Source organism: Euzebya tangerina (genome assembly GCF_003074135.1).
Taxonomy (GTDB): domain Bacteria; phylum Actinomycetota; class Nitriliruptoria; order Euzebyales; family Euzebyaceae; genus Euzebya; species Euzebya tangerina.
Genome location: NZ_PPDK01000001.1, coordinates 2,737,551 through 2,755,392, shown reverse-complemented (window position 1 = coordinate 2,755,392; position 17,842 = coordinate 2,737,551). Strand labels below are relative to the sequence as shown.

20 protein-coding genes are annotated in these 17,842 nt (G+C 69.4%); 9 read left to right on the top strand and 11 right to left on the bottom strand.

The features are described from left to right. Positions 1–18: 18 nt before the first annotated feature. A complete protein-coding gene (locus C1746_RS12715; protein ID WP_116714930.1) occupies positions 19–999 on the top strand; it encodes an L-threonylcarbamoyladenylate synthase in 981 nt (326 codons plus the stop codon). Positions 1,000–1,050: 51 nt separating this feature from the next. On the opposite strand, the gene mscL is transcribed toward C1746_RS12715, so the two are convergent. Continuing rightward, the gene (gene mscL, locus C1746_RS12710) at positions 1,051–1,431 is read right to left on the bottom strand and encodes a large conductance mechanosensitive channel protein MscL (protein ID WP_116714929.1); all 381 of its coding nucleotides are present in this window, start codon (positions 1,429–1,431) and stop codon (positions 1,051–1,053) included. 120 nt (positions 1,432–1,551) lie between these two features. On the opposite strand from mscL, the gene C1746_RS12705 reads away from it, so the two are divergent. Beyond that, complete coding sequence (locus C1746_RS12705; RefSeq protein WP_162867691.1) at positions 1,552–1,980, top strand: hypothetical protein; 429 nt, start codon at positions 1,552–1,554, stop codon at positions 1,978–1,980. A gap of 5 nt (positions 1,981–1,985) precedes the next feature. Here the strand turns inward: C1746_RS12705 and C1746_RS12700 are convergent, their stop codons facing one another. The 3 genes from C1746_RS12700 to recD2 all read right to left on the bottom strand — a co-directional run bounded on the left by C1746_RS12700 (position 1,986) and on the right by recD2 (position 5,361). Next, entirely contained in the window at positions 1,986–2,231 is a 246-nt protein-coding gene (locus tag C1746_RS12700) for a hypothetical protein (RefSeq protein WP_116714927.1), read from the bottom strand. A 104-nt stretch (positions 2,232–2,335) separates the two neighbouring features. Continuing rightward, on the bottom strand, positions 2,336–3,031 hold the full coding sequence (locus tag C1746_RS12695) for a dienelactone hydrolase family protein (RefSeq protein WP_116714926.1): 696 nt from the start codon (positions 3,029–3,031) through the stop codon (positions 2,336–2,338). Positions 3,032–3,111: 80 nt separating this feature from the next. Then, positions 3,112–5,361, bottom strand: a complete 2,250-nt coding sequence (gene recD2, locus C1746_RS12690) for an SF1B family DNA helicase RecD2 (protein WP_162867690.1) — start codon at positions 5,359–5,361, stop codon at positions 3,112–3,114. Positions 5,362–5,482: 121 nt separating this feature from the next. On the opposite strand from recD2, the gene C1746_RS12685 reads away from it, so the two are divergent. Next, a complete protein-coding gene (locus C1746_RS12685; protein ID WP_162867689.1) occupies positions 5,483–6,154 on the top strand; it encodes a hypothetical protein in 672 nt (223 codons plus the stop codon). Positions 6,155–6,158: 4 nt separating this feature from the next. Continuing rightward, complete coding sequence (locus tag C1746_RS12680; RefSeq protein ID WP_116714923.1) at positions 6,159–6,476, top strand: DUF6916 family protein; 318 nt, start codon at positions 6,159–6,161, stop codon at positions 6,474–6,476. Here the strand turns inward: C1746_RS12680 and C1746_RS12675 are convergent. The 5 genes from C1746_RS12675 to C1746_RS12655 all read right to left on the bottom strand — a co-directional run bounded on the left by C1746_RS12675 (position 6,469) and on the right by C1746_RS12655 (position 10,002). Beyond that, positions 6,469–6,975: a GNAT family N-acetyltransferase gene (locus C1746_RS12675; RefSeq protein WP_205711837.1), complete on the bottom strand. Its 507-nt coding sequence runs from the start codon at positions 6,973–6,975 to the stop codon at positions 6,469–6,471. The genes C1746_RS12680 and C1746_RS12675 overlap by 8 nt on opposite strands. Beyond that, a complete protein-coding gene (locus tag C1746_RS12670) occupies positions 6,972–7,487 on the bottom strand; it encodes a phage tail protein (protein WP_116714922.1) in 516 nt (171 codons plus the stop codon). The genes C1746_RS12675 and C1746_RS12670 overlap by 4 nt, the downstream gene beginning before the upstream one ends. A 9-nt stretch (positions 7,488–7,496) precedes the next feature. Further along, positions 7,497–8,009, bottom strand: a complete 513-nt coding sequence (locus tag C1746_RS12665; RefSeq protein WP_116714921.1) for a phage tail protein — start codon at positions 8,007–8,009, stop codon at positions 7,497–7,499. A gap of 15 nt (positions 8,010–8,024) precedes the next feature. Then, on the bottom strand, positions 8,025–8,543 hold the full coding sequence (locus tag C1746_RS12660) for a phage tail protein (protein WP_116714920.1): 519 nt from the start codon (positions 8,541–8,543) through the stop codon (positions 8,025–8,027). Between the two features lie 88 nt (positions 8,544–8,631). After that, the gene (locus C1746_RS12655; protein ID WP_116714919.1) at positions 8,632–10,002 is read right to left on the bottom strand and encodes a TrpB-like pyridoxal phosphate-dependent enzyme; all 1,371 of its coding nucleotides are present in this window, start codon (positions 10,000–10,002) and stop codon (positions 8,632–8,634) included. Positions 10,003–10,150: 148 nt separating this feature from the next. Between C1746_RS12655 and C1746_RS12650 the strand changes: the two genes are divergently transcribed. Next, positions 10,151–10,909 (top strand): nucleotidyltransferase domain-containing protein, encoded by a 759-nt coding sequence (locus C1746_RS12650; RefSeq protein ID WP_162867688.1) that lies wholly within the window; start codon positions 10,151–10,153, stop codon positions 10,907–10,909. A gap of 30 nt (positions 10,910–10,939) precedes the next feature. On the opposite strand, the gene C1746_RS22995 is transcribed toward C1746_RS12650, so the two are convergent. Both C1746_RS22995 and C1746_RS12640 read right to left on the bottom strand, forming a co-directional pair. Then, positions 10,940–12,979 carry a VWA domain-containing protein gene (locus C1746_RS22995; RefSeq protein ID WP_116714917.1) on the bottom strand — a complete coding sequence of 680 codons (2,040 nt, stop codon included), beginning with the start codon at positions 12,977–12,979 and terminating at the stop codon, positions 10,940–10,942. 4 nt (positions 12,980–12,983) lie between these two features. Further along, positions 12,984–14,393 (bottom strand): sigma 54-interacting transcriptional regulator, encoded by a 1,410-nt coding sequence (locus tag C1746_RS12640; RefSeq protein ID WP_116714916.1) that lies wholly within the window; start codon positions 14,391–14,393, stop codon positions 12,984–12,986. Between the two features lie 124 nt (positions 14,394–14,517). Here C1746_RS12640 and C1746_RS12635 point away from each other — a divergent pair, with 124 nt between their 5' ends. The 4 genes from C1746_RS12635 to C1746_RS12620 are packed head-to-tail and all read left to right on the top strand — an operon-like array spanning position 14,518 to position 17,825. Beyond that, positions 14,518–15,033, top strand: coding sequence for a hypothetical protein (locus C1746_RS12635; protein ID WP_116714915.1), 516 nt, complete (start codon positions 14,518–14,520; stop codon positions 15,031–15,033). Further along, the gene (locus tag C1746_RS12630; RefSeq protein ID WP_116714914.1) at positions 15,030–15,866 is read left to right on the top strand and encodes an endonuclease/exonuclease/phosphatase family protein; all 837 of its coding nucleotides are present in this window, start codon (positions 15,030–15,032) and stop codon (positions 15,864–15,866) included. The genes C1746_RS12635 and C1746_RS12630 overlap by 4 nt, the downstream gene beginning before the upstream one ends. A 23-nt stretch (positions 15,867–15,889) precedes the next feature. Beyond that, positions 15,890–17,233: a cytochrome P450 gene (locus C1746_RS12625; protein WP_116714913.1), complete on the top strand. Its 1,344-nt coding sequence runs from the start codon at positions 15,890–15,892 to the stop codon at positions 17,231–17,233. Next, complete coding sequence (locus C1746_RS12620; protein WP_116714912.1) at positions 17,223–17,825, top strand: HD domain-containing protein; 603 nt, start codon at positions 17,223–17,225, stop codon at positions 17,823–17,825. Before C1746_RS12625 ends, C1746_RS12620 begins: the two co-directional genes overlap by 11 nt. Positions 17,826–17,842 lie beyond the last annotated feature (17 nt).

The window sequence follows — 17,842 nt, the reverse complement described above, 5'->3', positions numbered from 1 at the left end:
GCGGTGGGACCCCAGCGCGTGTCGGTTCCCTCCGGAACCACCGGCAGCGAGCTTGCTGCCCTGCTTCGACCCGCCGCTGAGGTCCTTCGGGAGGGTGGTGTCGTCGCCTTCCCCACCGAGACCGTCTACGGATTGGGCGCGAGCGCACTGGACCCGGCCGCCGTCGAGGCCGTCTTCCGAGCCAAGGGGCGCCCGTCGGACAACCCGCTCATCGTCCACGTGAGCGATCTGGACGGGGCCCGCCCACTGGCGAGAGAGGTGACACCGTTGGCGGCCAAGCTGGCCGGGGCGTTCTGGCCCGGCCCACTCACGCTGGTGCTCGACGCGGACCGGACGGTTCCACGGATCACCACCGGTGGGCTTGACACCGTGGCCGTTCGGGCGCCCGACCACGCGGTGGCGCGCGAGCTGATCCGGCAGTCTGGTGTGCCGCTGGCCGCGCCGAGCGCCAACCGCTCGGGTCGCCCCTCCCCCACGACGGCGGCGCATGTCGCCGCCGACTTCCCCGCTGGTGTTGACATCATCGTGGATGCTGGTCCCTGCGCGGTCGGGATCGAGTCGACGGTGGTGGACTGCCGCGGTCGGGACCCGGTCATCCTGCGACCCGGCTCCATCACCGCCGAGCAGTTGGGCACGGCCACACCTGCTGCGCTGACCGGTGGGCTGCCGGACCTGGCCGCCTCTCCCGGCACGAGACATGCGCACTATCGACCTGCAGCCCGGGTCCATGTCGCGGACATCGGGTCAGGCCCGTCACGGGTGGCTGAGCTCGTCGAGCAGGGCACCCCGGTCGGCTACCTGGGACTCACCCCGGTCACAGACGTCTCAGGCGTGCGGATCCTCGGGATGCCGAGGGACACGAGGGACCTGGCGCACCTGCTGTACGCCGCGCTCCGGCAGGCTGACGACTGGGGTCTTGAGGATGTGGTGATCGAGGCCGTCCCCCCGATTGGTGTCGGTGTCGCCGTGATGGACCGCATCCGCCGGGCGGCGGGGTGAGAACGCACAGACGCGGCCCGGATCCCGGGCCGCGTCTGGGGGGCGTGTTGGCTAGCTGGAGGCCTTCAGCGAGTCGCGGATGTCGCGCAGGAGTTGCACGTCCTCGGGCACTTCGGGTTCGCCCTCATCCTCGGGCTGCTTGCGCATCTCCATCGCTTTGTTCGCACCCTTGACGACCAGGAACAGCACGAAGCCCACGAGCACGAAGTTGATGATCTGCCCGATCAGCTGCCCGACCAGGAAGTCCGTATCGGAGATCGTGACGACGACGTCGGTGATCGAGGGCTGACCGACGAGGAGCGCGATCAGCGGGTTGATGATCCCCTCGACCAGCGCGGTGATGATCGCCGCGAACGCGGCACCGATCACGACGGCGACAGCGAGGTCGATCACGTTGCCCCGCATGATGAACTCTCTGAATTCCTGAAGCATTGCCAGTCCTTTGTGGTAGCTCCTCACCCGCGCGTGAGGCTAGTGAGCAGACCTTACGATGTCCACACGGAGGGGCTAAGGATCCCGGACAGAACAGCCGATGTTGTTACCGTGATGCACGTGTCACCTTCAACAGCCGAGTGGCTGCTGGAAATCAGCGGTCTGACAGTCGGCACGCACGGCGATGCTCCCCAGGACATCGTCGGTCAGGGCATGGCCCTGGCCGCTCAACTTCGACGTGCCGCCACGGGACACGTGATGGCAGACGGGTGTCTCACCGGGCCGTCCTCCACCTGTCGACTCCGGGAACTGGACGGCGGCGAAGCCGCGTGTCGACTAGCACGCGAGGTCGCGACCGCGGACGACTCATCACTGGCGACCGACCCTGACCGCTCCGCGCATCTGTTCATGCAGGCGGTGCGGGCTGCGGCCACCGCGGTCTTCCACTGTCGTCGGCATGCCCACCCCGCGGGTGACTGCTGGTTCTCCGGCAATGCCACGGATGGCTGCGCGAGCGTCCTCGCGGTCGCCCATCGCGTCATCGCCTGAGGCACTCAGACGGACTGATCCGATCCAAGCCGCTTGACCGCGCTGTACAGGGCCTGATCCGCTTCGTCACCGGTCAGCAGGTGGAGGGCTCGAAAGGTCAGGTCCCATCCGAAGTGTCCGATGAGGATGTCCAGCGCATCCTCCTGGCCCACGGTCGAGATGAGCGCACCAGCAAGACTGGCAACCGCCAGCGGTTGTTCGAACGGGTCCTGCTCATCGTGGTCTCTCCGGTGCGCACGCGGGTGGCGCATGACTGGTGTGAACACCCCTTGCCTGGTCGTGGCGGGCGCACGGCAACGCCCGCCCCACACCAATGTGTTCGGAGCCAGTCGGCTAGCGGATTGGAGGCACCCGATCAGCCCAGGTTCTCGGCCAGGAACGCCAACGTTCGTGACCAGGACACCGCGGCGGCGTCGCTGTCGTAGGTGCCCATCCGGTTCTCGTCGTTGAAGAAGGCGTGCCCCGTGCCCCCGTAGATGTTGATGGCCGCCTGGCCCCCCGCCTCACGGATCGCGGCGCCCATCTCCAGCGCCTTGTCGGCGGGGGCGAAGTCGTCGGTCTCGGCGTAGTGCCCGAGCACGGCCGCCGTGATCGCGGAGAAGTCCGGCTGGCTCTGCAGCACGCCGTAGTACGGGATTGCGGCACCGATCTTGTCCCCCTGTTGCGCCGCGAGCTGGATGACGAAACCGCCACCCATGCAGAACCCGACGACGCCGATCTTGGACGACGTGACGGCGCCATGGTCCAGCAGGAAGTCGACCGCACCACCGAGATCCATGGCGGCCTTGTCCTCGGGAAGGTTCTGCATCATCTGACCGGCCTCCTCCGAGTCGTGGGTAATCGACCCGCCGTAGAGATCCGGGGCGAGCGCCGTGTACCCCTGAGCGGCGAACCGATTCGTGACGTCGGCGATGTGGTCGGTCAGTCCCCACCACTCCTGGATCACGATCAGCCCGGGGCCACTGCCCGACTCGGGGGTGGCCAGATATCCGTGGGCGGTACCGCCGTTGGAGGAGAACTCGACGTTCTGGTGAGGCGTTTGTTCGGACACTGCGGGCTCCTGTCGGCCTGGCAAGGCGGGATTGCGGGACGTGAGGGCGCTGCGACAGCACCGCTCGTACAGGTTTGGTCCTACCCCTTCAGCGCCACGGCCACACGACCGGCGGAGGTGGTCTGACGGGCTGCCAAGCCTGCCCCGACCCGGGTCGACGCTGTGGCCAGGAGTGACGGATCGCCGACCAGCAGCAACCCCTGACGGGCCCTGGTGACCGCGGTGTAGACCAGTTCGCGGGTGAGCATGGACCGATGCGTTCGGTCGAGCACCAGCACCACCACCGGCCACTCCCCGCCCTGGGACTTGTGGACGGTCAGGCACCACGCGGGCGCCAGGTTGCCCAGACGCTCCCCGTCCAGTGTGACCGAGCCCTGCGGGAACGCGACGGTGACGGAGGTCTCGCCCCGGTCCGTCTCGGTGACCTCACCGATGTCCCCATTGGCGATGTCCAACTCGGCGTCGTTGCGGGTGGCAACAACCCGGTCACCTTCGTGCCAGCCAGCCACGGCCGGCCGACCGGCCGGTGGGTTCAACCGCTCCTTCAGCGCGGCATTGATGGCATCGACACCGGCCAGCCCGCGGTACATCGGCGCCAGGACCTGGACGTCGGAGGGTGCGCAGTCGAAGAAATCCGGCGCCCGTTCGGCCACGATGGCGGCGACCCGCTCGGCAACCGCTGGTGTCCGCTCGGGCACCGCGAAGACGTCACCGTCGCGGCCGACGATCAGCGGGGACTGGCCTGCATTGAGCTCATGCGCCAGCGTGACGATCCGGCTCTGCGCCGCCTGTCGGTGGATGGTCTCGAGGCGCGTGACCGGGATCCGCTCGCAGGCCATCAGGTCGCGGAGTGACGCCCCGGGCCCGACGGGCGGGAGCTGGTCCGGGTCGCCCACCAGCAACAGGTGGGTGGGCGGCTCGAGTGCCTCCAGGAGGGAGGCGGCCAGGTGGGCGTCCGCCATCGACCACTCGTCGGCCACGACGAGATCCTGCGGGAGCGGGTTCTCGACGGTCCGGCCGAATTGGAAGCCCGAGCCCGGCACGGGCCTGGCCTCGAGCAGTCGGTGGACGGTCGTTGCGGCGTGGCCGGTCAGCTCCTCCAGTCGTTTCGCCGCCCGGCCCGTCGGCGCACACAGCGCCACCTCGGCACCGGCGGCGCTCGCCCGCCGGATCAGCTCGCGAACGGTGTGCGTCTTGCCGGTGCCCGGACCACCGGTCAGGACCGACACGGCGGAGGTCATGGCGACGGCGACAGCTCGTTCCTGCTCCGCGGTCAACTCCTCCGCCTCGGCAGGCGGATCCTCCTGGTCCGACGTCTCGGACCCTGGGGACACGGTGTCGGTGGGATCGACCTCATCAGCCGCAGCCACCAGCGGGTTGGGTCGGCCGACCACGTCGCCCATCAGGTCCTCGACGTGTGCGGCGAGTGTCAGCTCGGCCTCGTGGAGCAGGCGGGGCGCCACCCGTCCGCCGGGCACGGGGCCGATGGGGTCGGGGTCGACGTCCAACTCGCCGACGGAGGCCGCCTCGTCCAGCGCGACCTGTGCTCGTTCGGGCCCGCCACCGACGACGGCGGGCAGGCGTCGGAGCACGTCCTCGGTCGCCAGCCACGTGTGGCCGTCGCGCCAGCACAGCGCCCCGACCAGGCCGATCGCGCCAGCCGCCAGCCGGCGAGGGTCGTCCTCGGGGATCCCGGCGGCCCGGCCAAGGGCGTCCGCGTGCCGCCACCGCACGCCAGGGAGCGTCAGGTAGGCGTAGGGATCCTCGGCCACGATCTCAACCGCCTCGTCACCGAAGACGCGGATGGCAGCTCGGGCCACGGCGGGAGAGAGATCGACGGCAGCAAGCAGCTGGACGAGTTGCGGCAACAGGCCGGCCGCCTCCCAGGCAGCGGCGATTCGGGCTGCCAGGGCCGTCGACACCCCCTTCACCTCGACCAGCCGGTGCGGGTCCGCGGCAATCACATCGGCGACCCCCATGCCGAAGGCCGTCACCAGCCGCTCGGCGAGCGCCTGACCGACGCCCGGGAACCGGTCGCTGGCGAGGAACTGCTGCAGGCCCTTCTTGGTGCGTGGCGTTGCCAACTCATAGAAGTCCGAGCGGAACGTGCGTCCATGCTTCGGGTGGGTCTCCCACCGCCCGACCAGCTCAACTGCCTGCCCGACCTCCAGGCTCGCCAGCGGGCCGCTGGCCTTCATCGCGCCCTCACGATCCTCGTCCAGGCTGACGACCGCGAACCCGCTGGTCGGGTCGGCGTAGATGACGTAGACGATCTCGCCGGCGACCCGCTCCGGGGCGTCGGCGCCGAAGAGGTTGCTCTCGGTGGACACGGCCGCGCCACGGTACCGGCTGGTTCGCGCCATCCGACCCTCATGTCCACAGCTGAGCTGCCGATGAGGAGAGGAACCGATCCCTTCGCGCCTGCGACCGCGACCAGCAGTAGGACACCAGATGACCGCGCCCACGCCGAGCCCACCGGCTGCCGACGCCCCACGGGTGGATCGCGCCAGTCGGCGGTCGTTCCTACTCGCCAGCGCAACCATCGCGACCGGGGTCGCCGTGGCTGGTCGCGCGGCACTCGACCACCGCACCAACCGATCGCTGGCCGCGATGGCTCGTGAACCGGGCCGCAAGCTGTCCGTGGGCTTTCTGGCCAGCGCGACCGACCCGCACGCCATCGACTGGGACGATCGCCCACGGATCGTCCCGGCCCGACAGGCCCCATCTGTCGCACTCCGTTCGGCCAGGGGATCGGTCGACGGCGTCACGCCAGGCGTGATCCCCGACCACAACCTGGACGTCCTGATGGCCGGGCCGGGCGGCGCGGCACCCAACCAGTTCCAGGCCTGGTCGGTGACCGATGGGGTGGCGGCACACCCGGTTGACTTCGCCGTCCCGACCGGTGACCTGGCACTGGGGCTCGTCGTCGGCACCCCGGATGGCAGGACGACCCACACGGTGCTCACGACCAGCGCCACCTCCGCACTCCCCACGCTGGCGGCAGGGACCTACCTGATCGGGCTGGCCGACGACGTCTGGGAGGCCCCACTCACGGCCCCGAGTGCAGACGACCCCGCATGGACAGAGCTGGCATCCGTACTGGTGTCGATTCGGCACACTTGAGGTCATGAGCGACCCTGATCAGCTGGACCAGCTCACCTGTGAGACCTTCAGCCCGCACGTCGGGTCCACCTTCTGCGTCGGCCCGGTGGATGATGGAGAGGGACGGCTCAGCGAGCTCCGCCTGGCCGCCGCCGAGGTCACTGGCACAGCGCCGTCGGATCGCCGACAGCCATTCTCCTTGATCTTCGTCAGCGACGACGCCACCTTGCCCCAGGGGACCTACCGGCTCACCCACGCCGAGCTGCCAGACCTGGCGGTGTTCCTGGTCCCGATCGGTCCGGCCGACGGGGCCGCGATGCGCTACGAGGCCGTGTTCAACTGACCGGGCCACCGGGGCCGTCGGCTGCGCGGCGCAGGAACCGGTAGGGCGGTCGGTCCTCGACCGCCTCGAAGCCCAGACGCTCGTACAGACGCATCGCCGGGTTGGCGGCCTCGACGTGGATCGAGACCGGGACGCCGGCATGCTCGGCCTCGTCGATGACAGCTCGGAGCACGCGCGTCCCGATGCCCCTACCCCGGTGTTCGGGGAGGATGGCGATGTCGATGATGCGGAACTCCTCGGCGCGACGGTCGAGGTAGAGCCGGCCGACCGGCTCAGCGTCGACGAGCAGCACCGACCACTCGGCGTCGCCGTAGTGGGTCCGGTAGTGGTCGTCCTGGGCCTCGAACTGCTGGGTCAGGAACGCCTGCTTCTGCTGTGGCGTCCACGGTGTCCGGTCGAGCTCAGATGTTCGTGTGGAGGCGTAGACCTGGGCCAGGAAGGATCGATCGTGCGCCGCGACGGGCCGCTTGTCGACGACGGGTTCCTCGATCAGCGTCACGACCTCGAGGGGTACAGGCCCTGCAGGGCGATGATGTAGTTGAGGACCAGCACGGGCTGCACGTTGTTGTGCGCCTGCGATCCGCCCGTTGTGGTCAGACTGTCGTTCCCCATCGGTGCGAGGTCCGCGGCAGCGCCCCAGATGTCCTGGGAGGCGACCGCGGGCACCGCCCCTCCGGCGTCGTCGGCCTGGGCTGGTTCGTCACTGACCAGCAGGCTGTGTTGGTGGTTCGGCATCTGCGCCTCGGTCAACGTCACCGTCTCCGTGCCTCCGGCCTCACCGAGACGGCGACTGGTCAAGCCGGGACCACGACCGGGGTGCATCGGCGCACGACCCTGCAGGTCGGGCAGTGCCGTCGTCGTTCGGCCGTCGCCGCCGTAGGTCGTGCCGATCAGGGAGAACAGCGCCGTGTTCTGGGCTATGGGCAGCAGTTGGCCGTCGCAGAAGGCCCACCCGCGTGGCGCGAAGTTGCCGGCGAAGATGCGGATCTCGGCGAGGAACGGCTCAGACATGGGACATCCTCACTGGCGGCTTGGATAGATGCCGACGAGGGCGATGATGAAGTGCACGCAGAGGAACGGCATGAGGTTCGGGTGCGATCGACTACCGCCCACGCCGAGCACCGTCGACGACGCGAGACCGATCGTCCCGGGGTCGCCGTAGGTGTCCTCGCGGGTGCTGGCGAGCCGATTCAGGTTCGGGGCTGTCGCGTCAGCCTCATCCTGGCTGGCCTGCCACGTGTGTTGGTGTGACGGCATCTGGTTCACGGTCAGCGTCACGCTCTCGGCACCCGCCCGAGCACCCAGTCGACGCGGGGAGAGGCCGGGCCCCGTCCCGGCGTGAATCGGCAGCCGACCTCGCATGTCCGGCAGTCCGAACGTGGTGCGCCCGTCGCCCCCGTAGATGGTTCCGAGCAGCGAGAACAGCGCATCGTTCTGGGAGACGGCCAAGAGCTGACCGTCGCAGAAGGCCCACCCGCGCGGGGCGAAGTTGCCCGCGAACATCCGGATCTCCCCGACGAATGGTTCAGACATCGCGTGCTGGCCGATCTAGTTGCGTGAGGGGAACAGCCCCTGGAGGGCGATGCAGAAGTTGAGTGCCAGGTAGGGCTGCATGTTCTCGTGCGCCTGCCCGCCACCCGTGGCCGCCACCGCAGCTGGGGCCAACGACGTCGAGGCGGCGCCGTCGCTGTAGATCTCGTCTGCTGGTCGGGCCAGCGCCCCGCCTGACGGCGGCTCGTCCTGGTCAGCGTCAGCCGTCGACGCCTGCACCGTGTGGGTGTGAGCCGGCACCTCTGCTGCGCTCAACGTGTGCGTCTCCTCGCCGACTCGCTGGCCCAGCGTCCGCGACGCCCCTCCCGGTCCTTGACCCTCGTGGATGGGCACGCGGCCGCGCAGATCCGGCAGTGCGAAGGACGTTTCACCGTCGCCGCCGTAGGTCGTCCCGAGCAGGGAGAACAGCGACTGGTTCTGATTGATCGGCAGGATCTGGCCATCACAGAACGCCCAGCCCCGGGGAGGGAAGTTGAACCCCACCATGCGGACCTCGGCTAGGAATGGTTCGGACACGTGGCAGGGCTTTCGTCGATCTGGCGCTTCGCCTGACGATACAACGGAGAGCGACCAGCTGGCAACGCTCGGTCGAGCTCTTGGCCGTTCAGTTGGCGATCTGCGGGACTCGCGCCATGGCGGCTGCGATCTCCTCTGCAGGGTGGTCGTGATCGACGATCTGGCCGTCGAAGTAGGCGTCGTAGGCCGCCATGTCGAAGTGACCGTGTCCGCAGAGTGCCGTCAGGATGACCTTCTCCTCCCCGCTCTCCTTGCAGGCCAGGGCTTCGCGGACGGCCTGGGCGATGGCGTGGGTGGGCTCGGGTGCCGGCACGATGCCCTCGGTGCGGGCGAAGCGCACCGCGCTTTCGAAGCACTCCTCCTGCCCGATCGCGACGGCCTCGAAGAGGTCGAGTTCGTACATGTGGCTGATCAGCGGTGCCATGCCGTGGTACCGCAATCCCCCAGCGTGGATGGGATCCGGGACGAAGTCGTGGCCCAGGGTGTGCATCTTGACCAGTGGGGTCATTCCCGCGGTGTCACCGAAGTCGTAGCGGTACTCACCCTGCGTCAACGATGGGCAGGCTGCCGGCTCGACCGCCACGATCCGCGGGTTGATGTTGCCGGCCAACTTCTCCCGCAGGAACGGGAAGAAGAGTCCACCGAAGTTCGATCCTCCGCCCGTGCAGCCGACGATGACGTCGGGGGTCTGCCCGATCTTGGCGAACTGCAACAGCGCCTCTTCACCGATGACGGTCTGATGCAGCAGCACGTGGTTCAGGACACTACCCAGGGCGTACTTGGTGTCCTCGTCCTGCACGGCCATCTCAACCGCCTCGCTGATCGCGATGCCGAGGCTGCCCGGTGAGTTGGGGTCCGCCTCGAGGATGGCCCGGCCGGCTGCCGTCAGCTCCGACGGTGAGGAGTGGATGTTCGCCCCCCAAGTCCGGATCATCGAGGCGCGGTAGGGCTTCTGGGTGAAGCTGGCCGCCACCTGCCACACGTCGAGGTCGAGGCCGAACTGTGCGCACGCGAAGGAGAGGGCGCTCCCCCACTGACCGGCGCCAGTCTCGGTGGTGAGTCGCTTGACGCCGGCCTTGGCGTTGTAGAAGGCCTGCGGGACGGCCGTGTTCGGCTTGTGTGAGCCGGCGGGGCTCACCCCCTCGTACTTGTAGTAGATCTTGGCCGGCGTGCCGAGCGCCTGCTCCAGCCGATGGGCCCGGTGGAGCGGCGTGGGCCGCCACAGGCCGTAGACGTCGCGGACCTCGTCCGGGATCTCGACGAACCGCTCGGTGGTGACCTCCTGCATGATGAGGTCCATGGGGAACAGCGGTGCGAGGTCGTCCGGACCGATCGGCTGGTGCGTGCCGGGGTGCAGCGGCGGCGGAGGCGGAGCCGGCAGATCGGGGATGACGTTGTACCAGGCGCGTGGGATCTCGGACTGCTCGAGGGTGATCTTGTTCGGTACGGAATCGGACACGCGTGTGGCTCCTCGTGGGATCGGACGGCTGCTGCAGCGGCACCCTATCCCAGCCAGGCGGGGCTCCGCCGGCCGCCGGCTGGTCCGCTACGGTCAACCGCAGGCCGGGCGGAACCAGGATCCGGCACGAGAGGGAAGTTGATTGCTGGTGGACGACCCGGAGGAAGGGGTGGATGAGGAGGGTCGGGTCCGTACCGGGGTCAGCCGGTCGAAGGTCGTGGGCGAGTGGGCCGACCTGGTGAGCCGGGCCAGCGAACCGCTGCGACGGACCGGCGGGTCGGCGCTGCAGTCGATCTGGGTGTACGGCTCCGTGGCGACCGGACAGGCGGTGCGTGGCCGGTCGGACCTCGATCTGCTGGTGCTGACCAGTGGACCGCCGTTGGTGCGGCCGGCCGACGTCGTCCGCAGCGTCGAGACCGCAGGGCTGGTCCGCACCGTGGAGGTCTCGACGATGACCATGGCCGATCTGGATGGACCCCACGGAGCGGCAAACCGCTGCTTCCTGCGGCACTACGCGATCTGCTGGCAGGGTGTCCCGCCACCGGTCGAGGGTCCGGGCTGTCGAGCGACCATGGCGCTCGCCCGTGGTCTGGCGGGGGCCCTGATGGCCGCGCTGCCGGGTCTGGCCGAGGGTCGGCTGGACGGTCGAGATCCGGGCCGGATCGGCCGGGTGATGCTGATCGCGGCTGCCACGGTGTGTGCGGTCCGTGAGAACGGGTGGTCGACCGACCGGGCCTACGCGGTCCGACGGCTGCAGGCGCTGGATCAGGACGTCGGCCGTGCAGCGGCAGTTGTCTTCGCCCACGCCGACAGTCGGGGGGAGTCGTTCGACGACGGTCGTCCGCCGACGGCGGCGCTGGCGACTCTCGCCGGCTGGCTCCACACGGCGCTCCGGCAGCCGACGTGATGGCCGGTGATGGCCGGTGATCGCCGGCGGTCAGGCTGCCCGGTTCTTCAGGAAGTCGTGCATGACCACCCGGCCGAGGTCGCGCAGATCAGGGTAGAAGACCCGGCCACCGGCCCGCTTGACCATCCCCTCCACGAAGGTGGCAGACCCGGGCGCGTGGTCGAGCATGAAGACGTTCAGGTCACACCCCGTTCGCGACAGCCGCATCGCCTCGGCCATGCTCTTGGCCAACGTCAGCGGGTGGGGCGGGTAGTCGAAGAAGGACTGGCCGCCGTCCATCAGATGGGAGGTCGGCTCGCCGTCGGTGACCATGATCACCTGCTTCTCGGCCCCCGGTTCGGCGGTGAGCAGCCGCCGGGCGATGCGGAAGGCGTGCTCCATGTTGGTCCCCCAGGTGCGGGACCAGCTGGAGACCAACAGATCGTGGGGGGTCAGGCGGCGGGCGTAGTCGGAGAAGCCGACGACGTGGAAGGTATCCTGGGGAAACTTGCCCGCCACGAGGGACTGCAGCGCCAGGGCCAGCCGCTTGGCCGGGTCCCAGTTCTCGCGGAGGAGCATCGAGTAGGACATGTCCAGCAGGAGGACGGTGACGGCCTTGACCCGCCGCTCGGCTTCCGCCAGCTCGAAGTCCTCGGGGGCCAGTCGGACCGTGGGTCGCGATGGTGCACGATCGGGGGCTGAACCGCCTATGCGAGGGTCAGGCCCCGATCGTGACGAATGATCCCGCGCGGCAGGGTCGCTGACCGACCCGCGGACCACCGCGTTGGTGATCGTCCGCGGGATGTCCAGCCGGAACGGGTCGCCGAAGCGCATCTGCCGGGTCGAGCCCGTCAGCTCGGCATCCCCGCCCAGGCTCTGCGCTCGGTGGCCACCCACCCCGCCGGCCAGTGCGCGCTCGAAGATCTTGGCCAGTGACTGCTCGCCAAGCCGTCGCACACCCTTCGGCGTCAACTCGAGCTTCCCGTCCTTGCGCTGCAGCGCCCCGGACTGCTCGAGCAGCCGCTCGATCTCCTTCAGCTTCTGCAGATCCTGCGCCGCCTCGTCGCCCAGCACCGACCGGAGGTCGTCGTTCGAGATGTCCTCCAGGCGCGCCCCCGGGTAGGACTGCCCCAGGGCCTGTCCCAACTCGTCCAGCTGCTGCAGCCGTTGCATCCAGTCGACGGTCTGCGACATGGACCCTGACTCCTGCCCGGCCATCGGCGCTCCCGGCATCGGCTGACCCCAGCCGAGCTCGGGGAACATGCCCTGCAGCGTCTGGGTCAGCTGCTGGGCCTGGAACTGCAGATCGACGGCGTCGCCCATCGCCTGGGCCGCAAGCTCTGCCAGTTGTCGCCGCTGGTCCTCACTGAGCCCGGCCATCATCCGGTTCATCGCCGCCATCCGCTGGGCCATCTCCTCCAGCAGGTCATCCAGCGTCTCCGGATCACCGGGGATCATGTCGCCGTAGCGCTCCTTGAAGTCCTCGAACGCCTCGGTGATGTCCTCGCCCTGCTGCTGCCTGGCCGCCAGCCCGTTGACCTCGGCCAACATGTCACGCATCCGGGCGAGGTCCTCGGGATTGGTGGCGTCGATGGCGCTCGCCAGCTGCCCGAAGGTCGCCTGGGCCACGTCGTTGCGCAGGTCGGCCACGAGATCCTCGAAGGCCTGCCGGGCCCCCTCGTCGTGGAAGGTGTAGTCCTGCAGGGCGGCGATCTGACCGGCGGGGTCCGTGGGGAGCCGGTCCAACTGCGCGGAGTGCTCGGCGGCCGCCAGATCGTCGTCGGCGAACTGCAGCGCGGTGCGTTCCAGCTCGACGATCTCGTCCAGCTTCTGGGCCACCTGTTGGAGGGGACCCTCCAGGCCCATCCGATCGAGCTCAGCCTGCCGGGCCTGGCGGAGCCGCTCCATCAGGTCGTCCAGGCCCTCCATCCGACCCTCGATGCCGCGACGGAGCAGATCGTCGATGGCGTCATCCGGATCGACCCCGTCCATGAGGTCGTCGGCGATCTCGGCCAGGACCTCGTCGGGCGAGAGGTCGTTGCCCCACGGGTCCTGGGTGCCGCTCCACCGGCCGTACCGCGCGATGCTCAACGATTCACCCCTGCACGTAGGTGTAGCCGATGTCGGACTCGTGCCGATCGAGCCGGCGGGAGAGGTGGAGCCCCTCCAGGCAGAGCTCGACGGCTGCTGCGGCCATGGCCGGACTCTCCTCGACGTCAAGCCCCGCAAGGACTGCTGCCAAGCCGGGGATCCGGTCCATCTGCCCCATCAGCTCTCGCCCGCTGACGAGGTCGCCGGTGGTGACCTCGAGGCCGGTCTCGAAGGCGTCCAGCAGCCCGGCCACGTCCGCGCCACGGACACGACGACGGAAGACCTCCAGGATCGAGCGCTTCATCAACCGCGTCATGATCTCGACCTCGCGACCCTCCTCGAAGGACTCGAACTCGATCTTGCCCATCGAGGCGGCGATGACCGCCGGAAGGTCACTCGGCCGGGCCACCGCACTCTCCTCCCCCGTCCGGACCGCACGACGCACGGCGGAAGCGGCCAAGGTCTCGTAGTTCCCGGTGGAGAACCGCACGCTGACCCCGGACCGCTGATTGACCTCGGCCGCCATCCGCAGGCTTCGCGTGAACGCCGCCAGCACCTCGGCCATGAACGTCGGCACGACCACGGCCGGGATGGGCGGGCTGTCGGGCAGGACGGCCTCGGCGACCATCACGTCGACTTCGTGGTCGATCGAGAGCGGGTAGTGGGTCCGGATCTCGGAGCCGAACCGATCCTTCAGCGGGGTGATGATCCGCCCGCGGTTGGTGTAGTCCTCGGGGTTTGCCGTGGTGACGACCATCAGGTCGAGCGGCAGGCGCAGGGAGTAGCCGCGCACCTGGACATCCCGCTCCTCCATCACGTTGAGCAGGGCGACCTGGATGCGCTCCGCGAGGTCGGGGAGCTCGTTCAGCGCGATGATGCCTCGGTTGTGCCGTGGGATGAGCCCGAAGTGGATCGTCTCGTCATCGCCGAGGTAGCGGCCCTCGGCGACCTTGATGGGGTCCACATCGCCGACCAGGTCGGCGACGGCGATGTCGGGTGTTGCCAGCTTCTCGGCGTACCGCTGGTCGCGGCCGATCCACTCGATGGGCGTGTCGTCGCCGCGCTCGTCCACCAGGCGTCTGGCTGCGGGCGTGAACGGGTGGAACGGGTGGTCGTTGACCTCACTGCCGGCCACGATCGGCACCGCCTCGTCCAGCAGCGTGACCAGCGACCGGATGATGCGGCTCTTGGCCTGCCCGCGCTCGCCCAACAGGATCAGGTCGTGGCCGGCCAGCAACGCCGTTTCCAGGGCCGGCAGCACCGTCTGGTCGAAGCCGACCAGCCCGTCCACGAGCGGTTCCCCTGCTCGCAACCGGGCCGTGGCGTTGGCCGCGATCTCCTGCTTGACCGTCCGGTCGGGGTAGCCGGAGGCGCGGAGCGCTCCCAGGGTCGAGGCCAACGGTTGGTCGCTCATGCCACGCGCTCCTGTTCTACGACGGTTGAGTGGACAGTAGGTCTTCGGGAAGGGTGGCGCAGGGGGTGGTTGGCCGTAGTGCCTCCCGACGATCCGACCCGCAGTGCGTGACACTCGGTCGCCGATGGCAGGACGTGACGAGGTTGAGGATCACTCAGGGCAGCAGCCCGGGCCCACGTCGCCAGCACGAACGGCGCTGCGGGACCGGAGCCGGGGTGATCTGGGCGTTCGATCTGGAACGGTTGTCCCACTCCAGGCGGCTCGGACCCCCGATCACGACGACCTGGTCCTGCTGCGCATCCCCGTGACCTCGCCGGTGTGGGCCGAAGGGCTGCCGCCGGTGCCCAACGCCCTGATCGTGACCGCAGCCTTCAGCGATCCGGAGGTGGAGGCCGAACACGCCGAGCCGCTCGAGCTGCTCGGGTACGTGGGCGTCGGCTGTCTGTCGGACGTCCCGGATGCGGAGGGGCCTGATAGGACGGTCGACCTGCTGCTGACCCGGACGGCATGCAACCAGTTCCCGCGCTGGAGAGACCAGCTGCTGGCCTCCGGTGGGCGGGTGTGGGACCTCTCACTCGGACCGGTCAAGCGGGTTCTGGGTGAGGCGGTTGCCATGCACCTGAACCACCTGGCGCGGTGAGGGTTGCCTCGGCGAACATCCTGCACGGGGTGGACATCCGCAGCCTCGAACGGGGTCAGACCGAGCTGACGGCAGAGCACGTCGATCTGGAGGCGGTGGCGGCCTGGCTGGCGCAACTGGACGCCGACGTGATCGCGCTGCAGGAGGTCGACGCCCATCAGGAGCGGTCGGGCGACGTCGACCAGGTTGCCTGGCTGGCTGACCGGCTGGGCTACGACGGGCGCTTCGTCCCGGCGCTGTGGGGCTCGCCGGACACCACGTGGGAGGAGGTCCGACACGCCACTGACGTCACCAGCCAGCCCGCCTACGGCGTCGGCCTGCTCTCGCGGGTCGGGCTGCACGACGTCCAGCGGACACGACTGCCCTACGGCGGTCCGGGGAGCCGCGAACCGGGCGCCAGCCCCACGAACCCAGGTGTCGACCGCGAGCCACGCGTCGCGGCGACCGCGGTCACGGACAACGGCCTGCGCGTCGCGACCACGCATCTGTCGTACATGTTCTGGCGCGCCGTCCCCCAGCTCGGGCACGCGATCCGCGCTGCATCGGTCGACCACGACGGCCCCAGCATCCTGATCGGCGACCTGAACCTGCCGATGTGGGGCGGGTGGTTGGCCCTCCACGCCTGGGGGCTGCACCCCTGGCGGTGGCCCCGCCTGGCCACCACGCAGAACGGCTGGGCGTACGTTCCGGCTGAGGCGACCTACCCGGCCTGGAACCCCAGGCTGCAGTTGGATCAGATCTACATCCGACGGCTCTCGGAGCCGACGGCTGTCCAGATCGGACCGGCTGGTCCGAGCGACCACCTGCCGGTTATCGTGGACCTGGAGATGTAGACCGGCGACGCGGAGCACACCCGGTGGAGACCAGGCACGCACAGGGAGGCGGACGGTCGCGACGTGAAGCGCTCCTGACCGACCGGCAGCAGCGGCTGATGACCAAGGTGCAGCGACCACTGCTCGCCGGCTTGCGCCTGCTGGGCGATCCGATCGGCCGGCTGGGCGATGTCGCCAGCCTGACCCGGGACCCCTACGCGGTGTACCGCCGCCTCGCCGAGGACGGAGCGGTCGTGCGCAGCCGGTTGCCGATGGTCTCGGTGGCCACGACGCATGCTGCCGTCACCGAGGTGCTCCGGAACCATCGGGTCGAGCCACCGACGGAGGACTTCCGGTGGGACTCGCCCCTGGATCCGTCCCTCCTCTCGCTCGATCCGCCTCACCACACACGCATCCGGCGGCTGGTCGCGCAGGCCTTCACGCCGCGGGCGATCTCGCAGATGCGTGCGCGAGCGCAGACCGTGGCCGACGAGTTGCTCGACGCGGCCGTCGGCCAAGGCGGCACCGTGGACCTGATGCGCAGCTACGCCTCCCCCCTGCCGATCACCATGATCTGCCAGATGCTGGGGCTGCCGGTCGACGACATGGACCGGTTCCGCGAGTGGGGCACGGCCGTCGCGCTGACCCTCGAGGTACCCGACCCGCGTCATCAACCGCGAATCGACCAGGCCGCAGCCGAACTGGAGGAGGTCTTCACCGAGGCCTTCGACCGGCGCCGGGCCGAACCGGGCGACGACGTGCTCACCCGACTGGTCAACGCTCGCGATGGACAGGACAAGCTGAGCGATCAGGAGCTGGTCGCAACCTCCATCCTGATCCTCCTGGCCGGCTTCGAGACCACCGTCAACCTGATCGGCAACGGTGTCCTGGCGCTGCTGCACCACCCGGACCAGCGGCGCCACTTCGTGGGCGACCCCAACGGGTTGGCGGCCGCGTGTGTCGAAGAGGTGCTGCGGTACGACCCGCCGGTCCAGATGACGTCCCGGTACATCGTGGACGACACGGTGATCGAGGGTGTTCCGATACCTGGCAAGACGTCCGTCGTGTGCCTGCTGGGCGGGGCGAACCGTGACCCCGCGGTCTTCCAGGAGCCGGACCGCTTCGTCATCGGCCGGCCGGATGCCAGGCAGCACCTGTCGTTCTCCACCGGTGTCCATCACTGCCTGGGAGCAGCGCTGGCCCGACTGGAGGGCGAGGTCGCGTTGTCCACGCTGTTCTGGCGATTCCCGCATCTCCGGCAGGCCGGACGAGCGCGTCGGCACAAGGCCCAGGTCCTGCGTGGCCTGGAGACCTTCCCCGTGGACCTCGGGCCCGAGCAACCACAGGTGACGGGCGCACGGGCGCCCCGACCGGCACGTGCCGCCTGAGGAGCCCCGACCCGATCCGCCGGACCCGGCTGGGATCCTGCCGGCCGGCGTCCGGTCGAGGCTGGTCACCGCCTACCGCAGACCGCCACGGGAGTACCACACGCTGGAGCACGCCGGTGACGTCGCCAAGCACGTGGCTGGCCTGGGCGGCAACCGCGCCTGTCTGCTGGCCGCCTGGTTCCACGACGTGGTGTACGAACCGACGGCGTCCGACAACGAGGAGCAGTCGGCCCGGCTGGTCGAGGCGTGGCTCGACGACGATCCGGATGTGGCCGAGGCAGCTCGCCTAGTCCGACTGACGGCAGCGCATCGGCCGGCGAACGACGACGACCGGCAGGGGGCGATCCTGTGCGACGCCGACCTCGCGATCCTCGGCTCCACGCCACCCGTCTACGAGGTGTACCGGTCAGCCGTCCGGCGGGAGTACCGCCATGTCGAGGAGGACGACTGGCGGACGGGGCGCTCGGCCGTGCTCCGCGAGCTGCTGGGCCGTGACCCACTGTTCCTGACCGACGAGGCACGGGAGCGTTGGGAGCAGCGGGCCCGCGCCAACCTCGCCGCGGAGCTCGCAACGCTGACGGGGGAATCCTGACCAGGCGGTTCATCGAC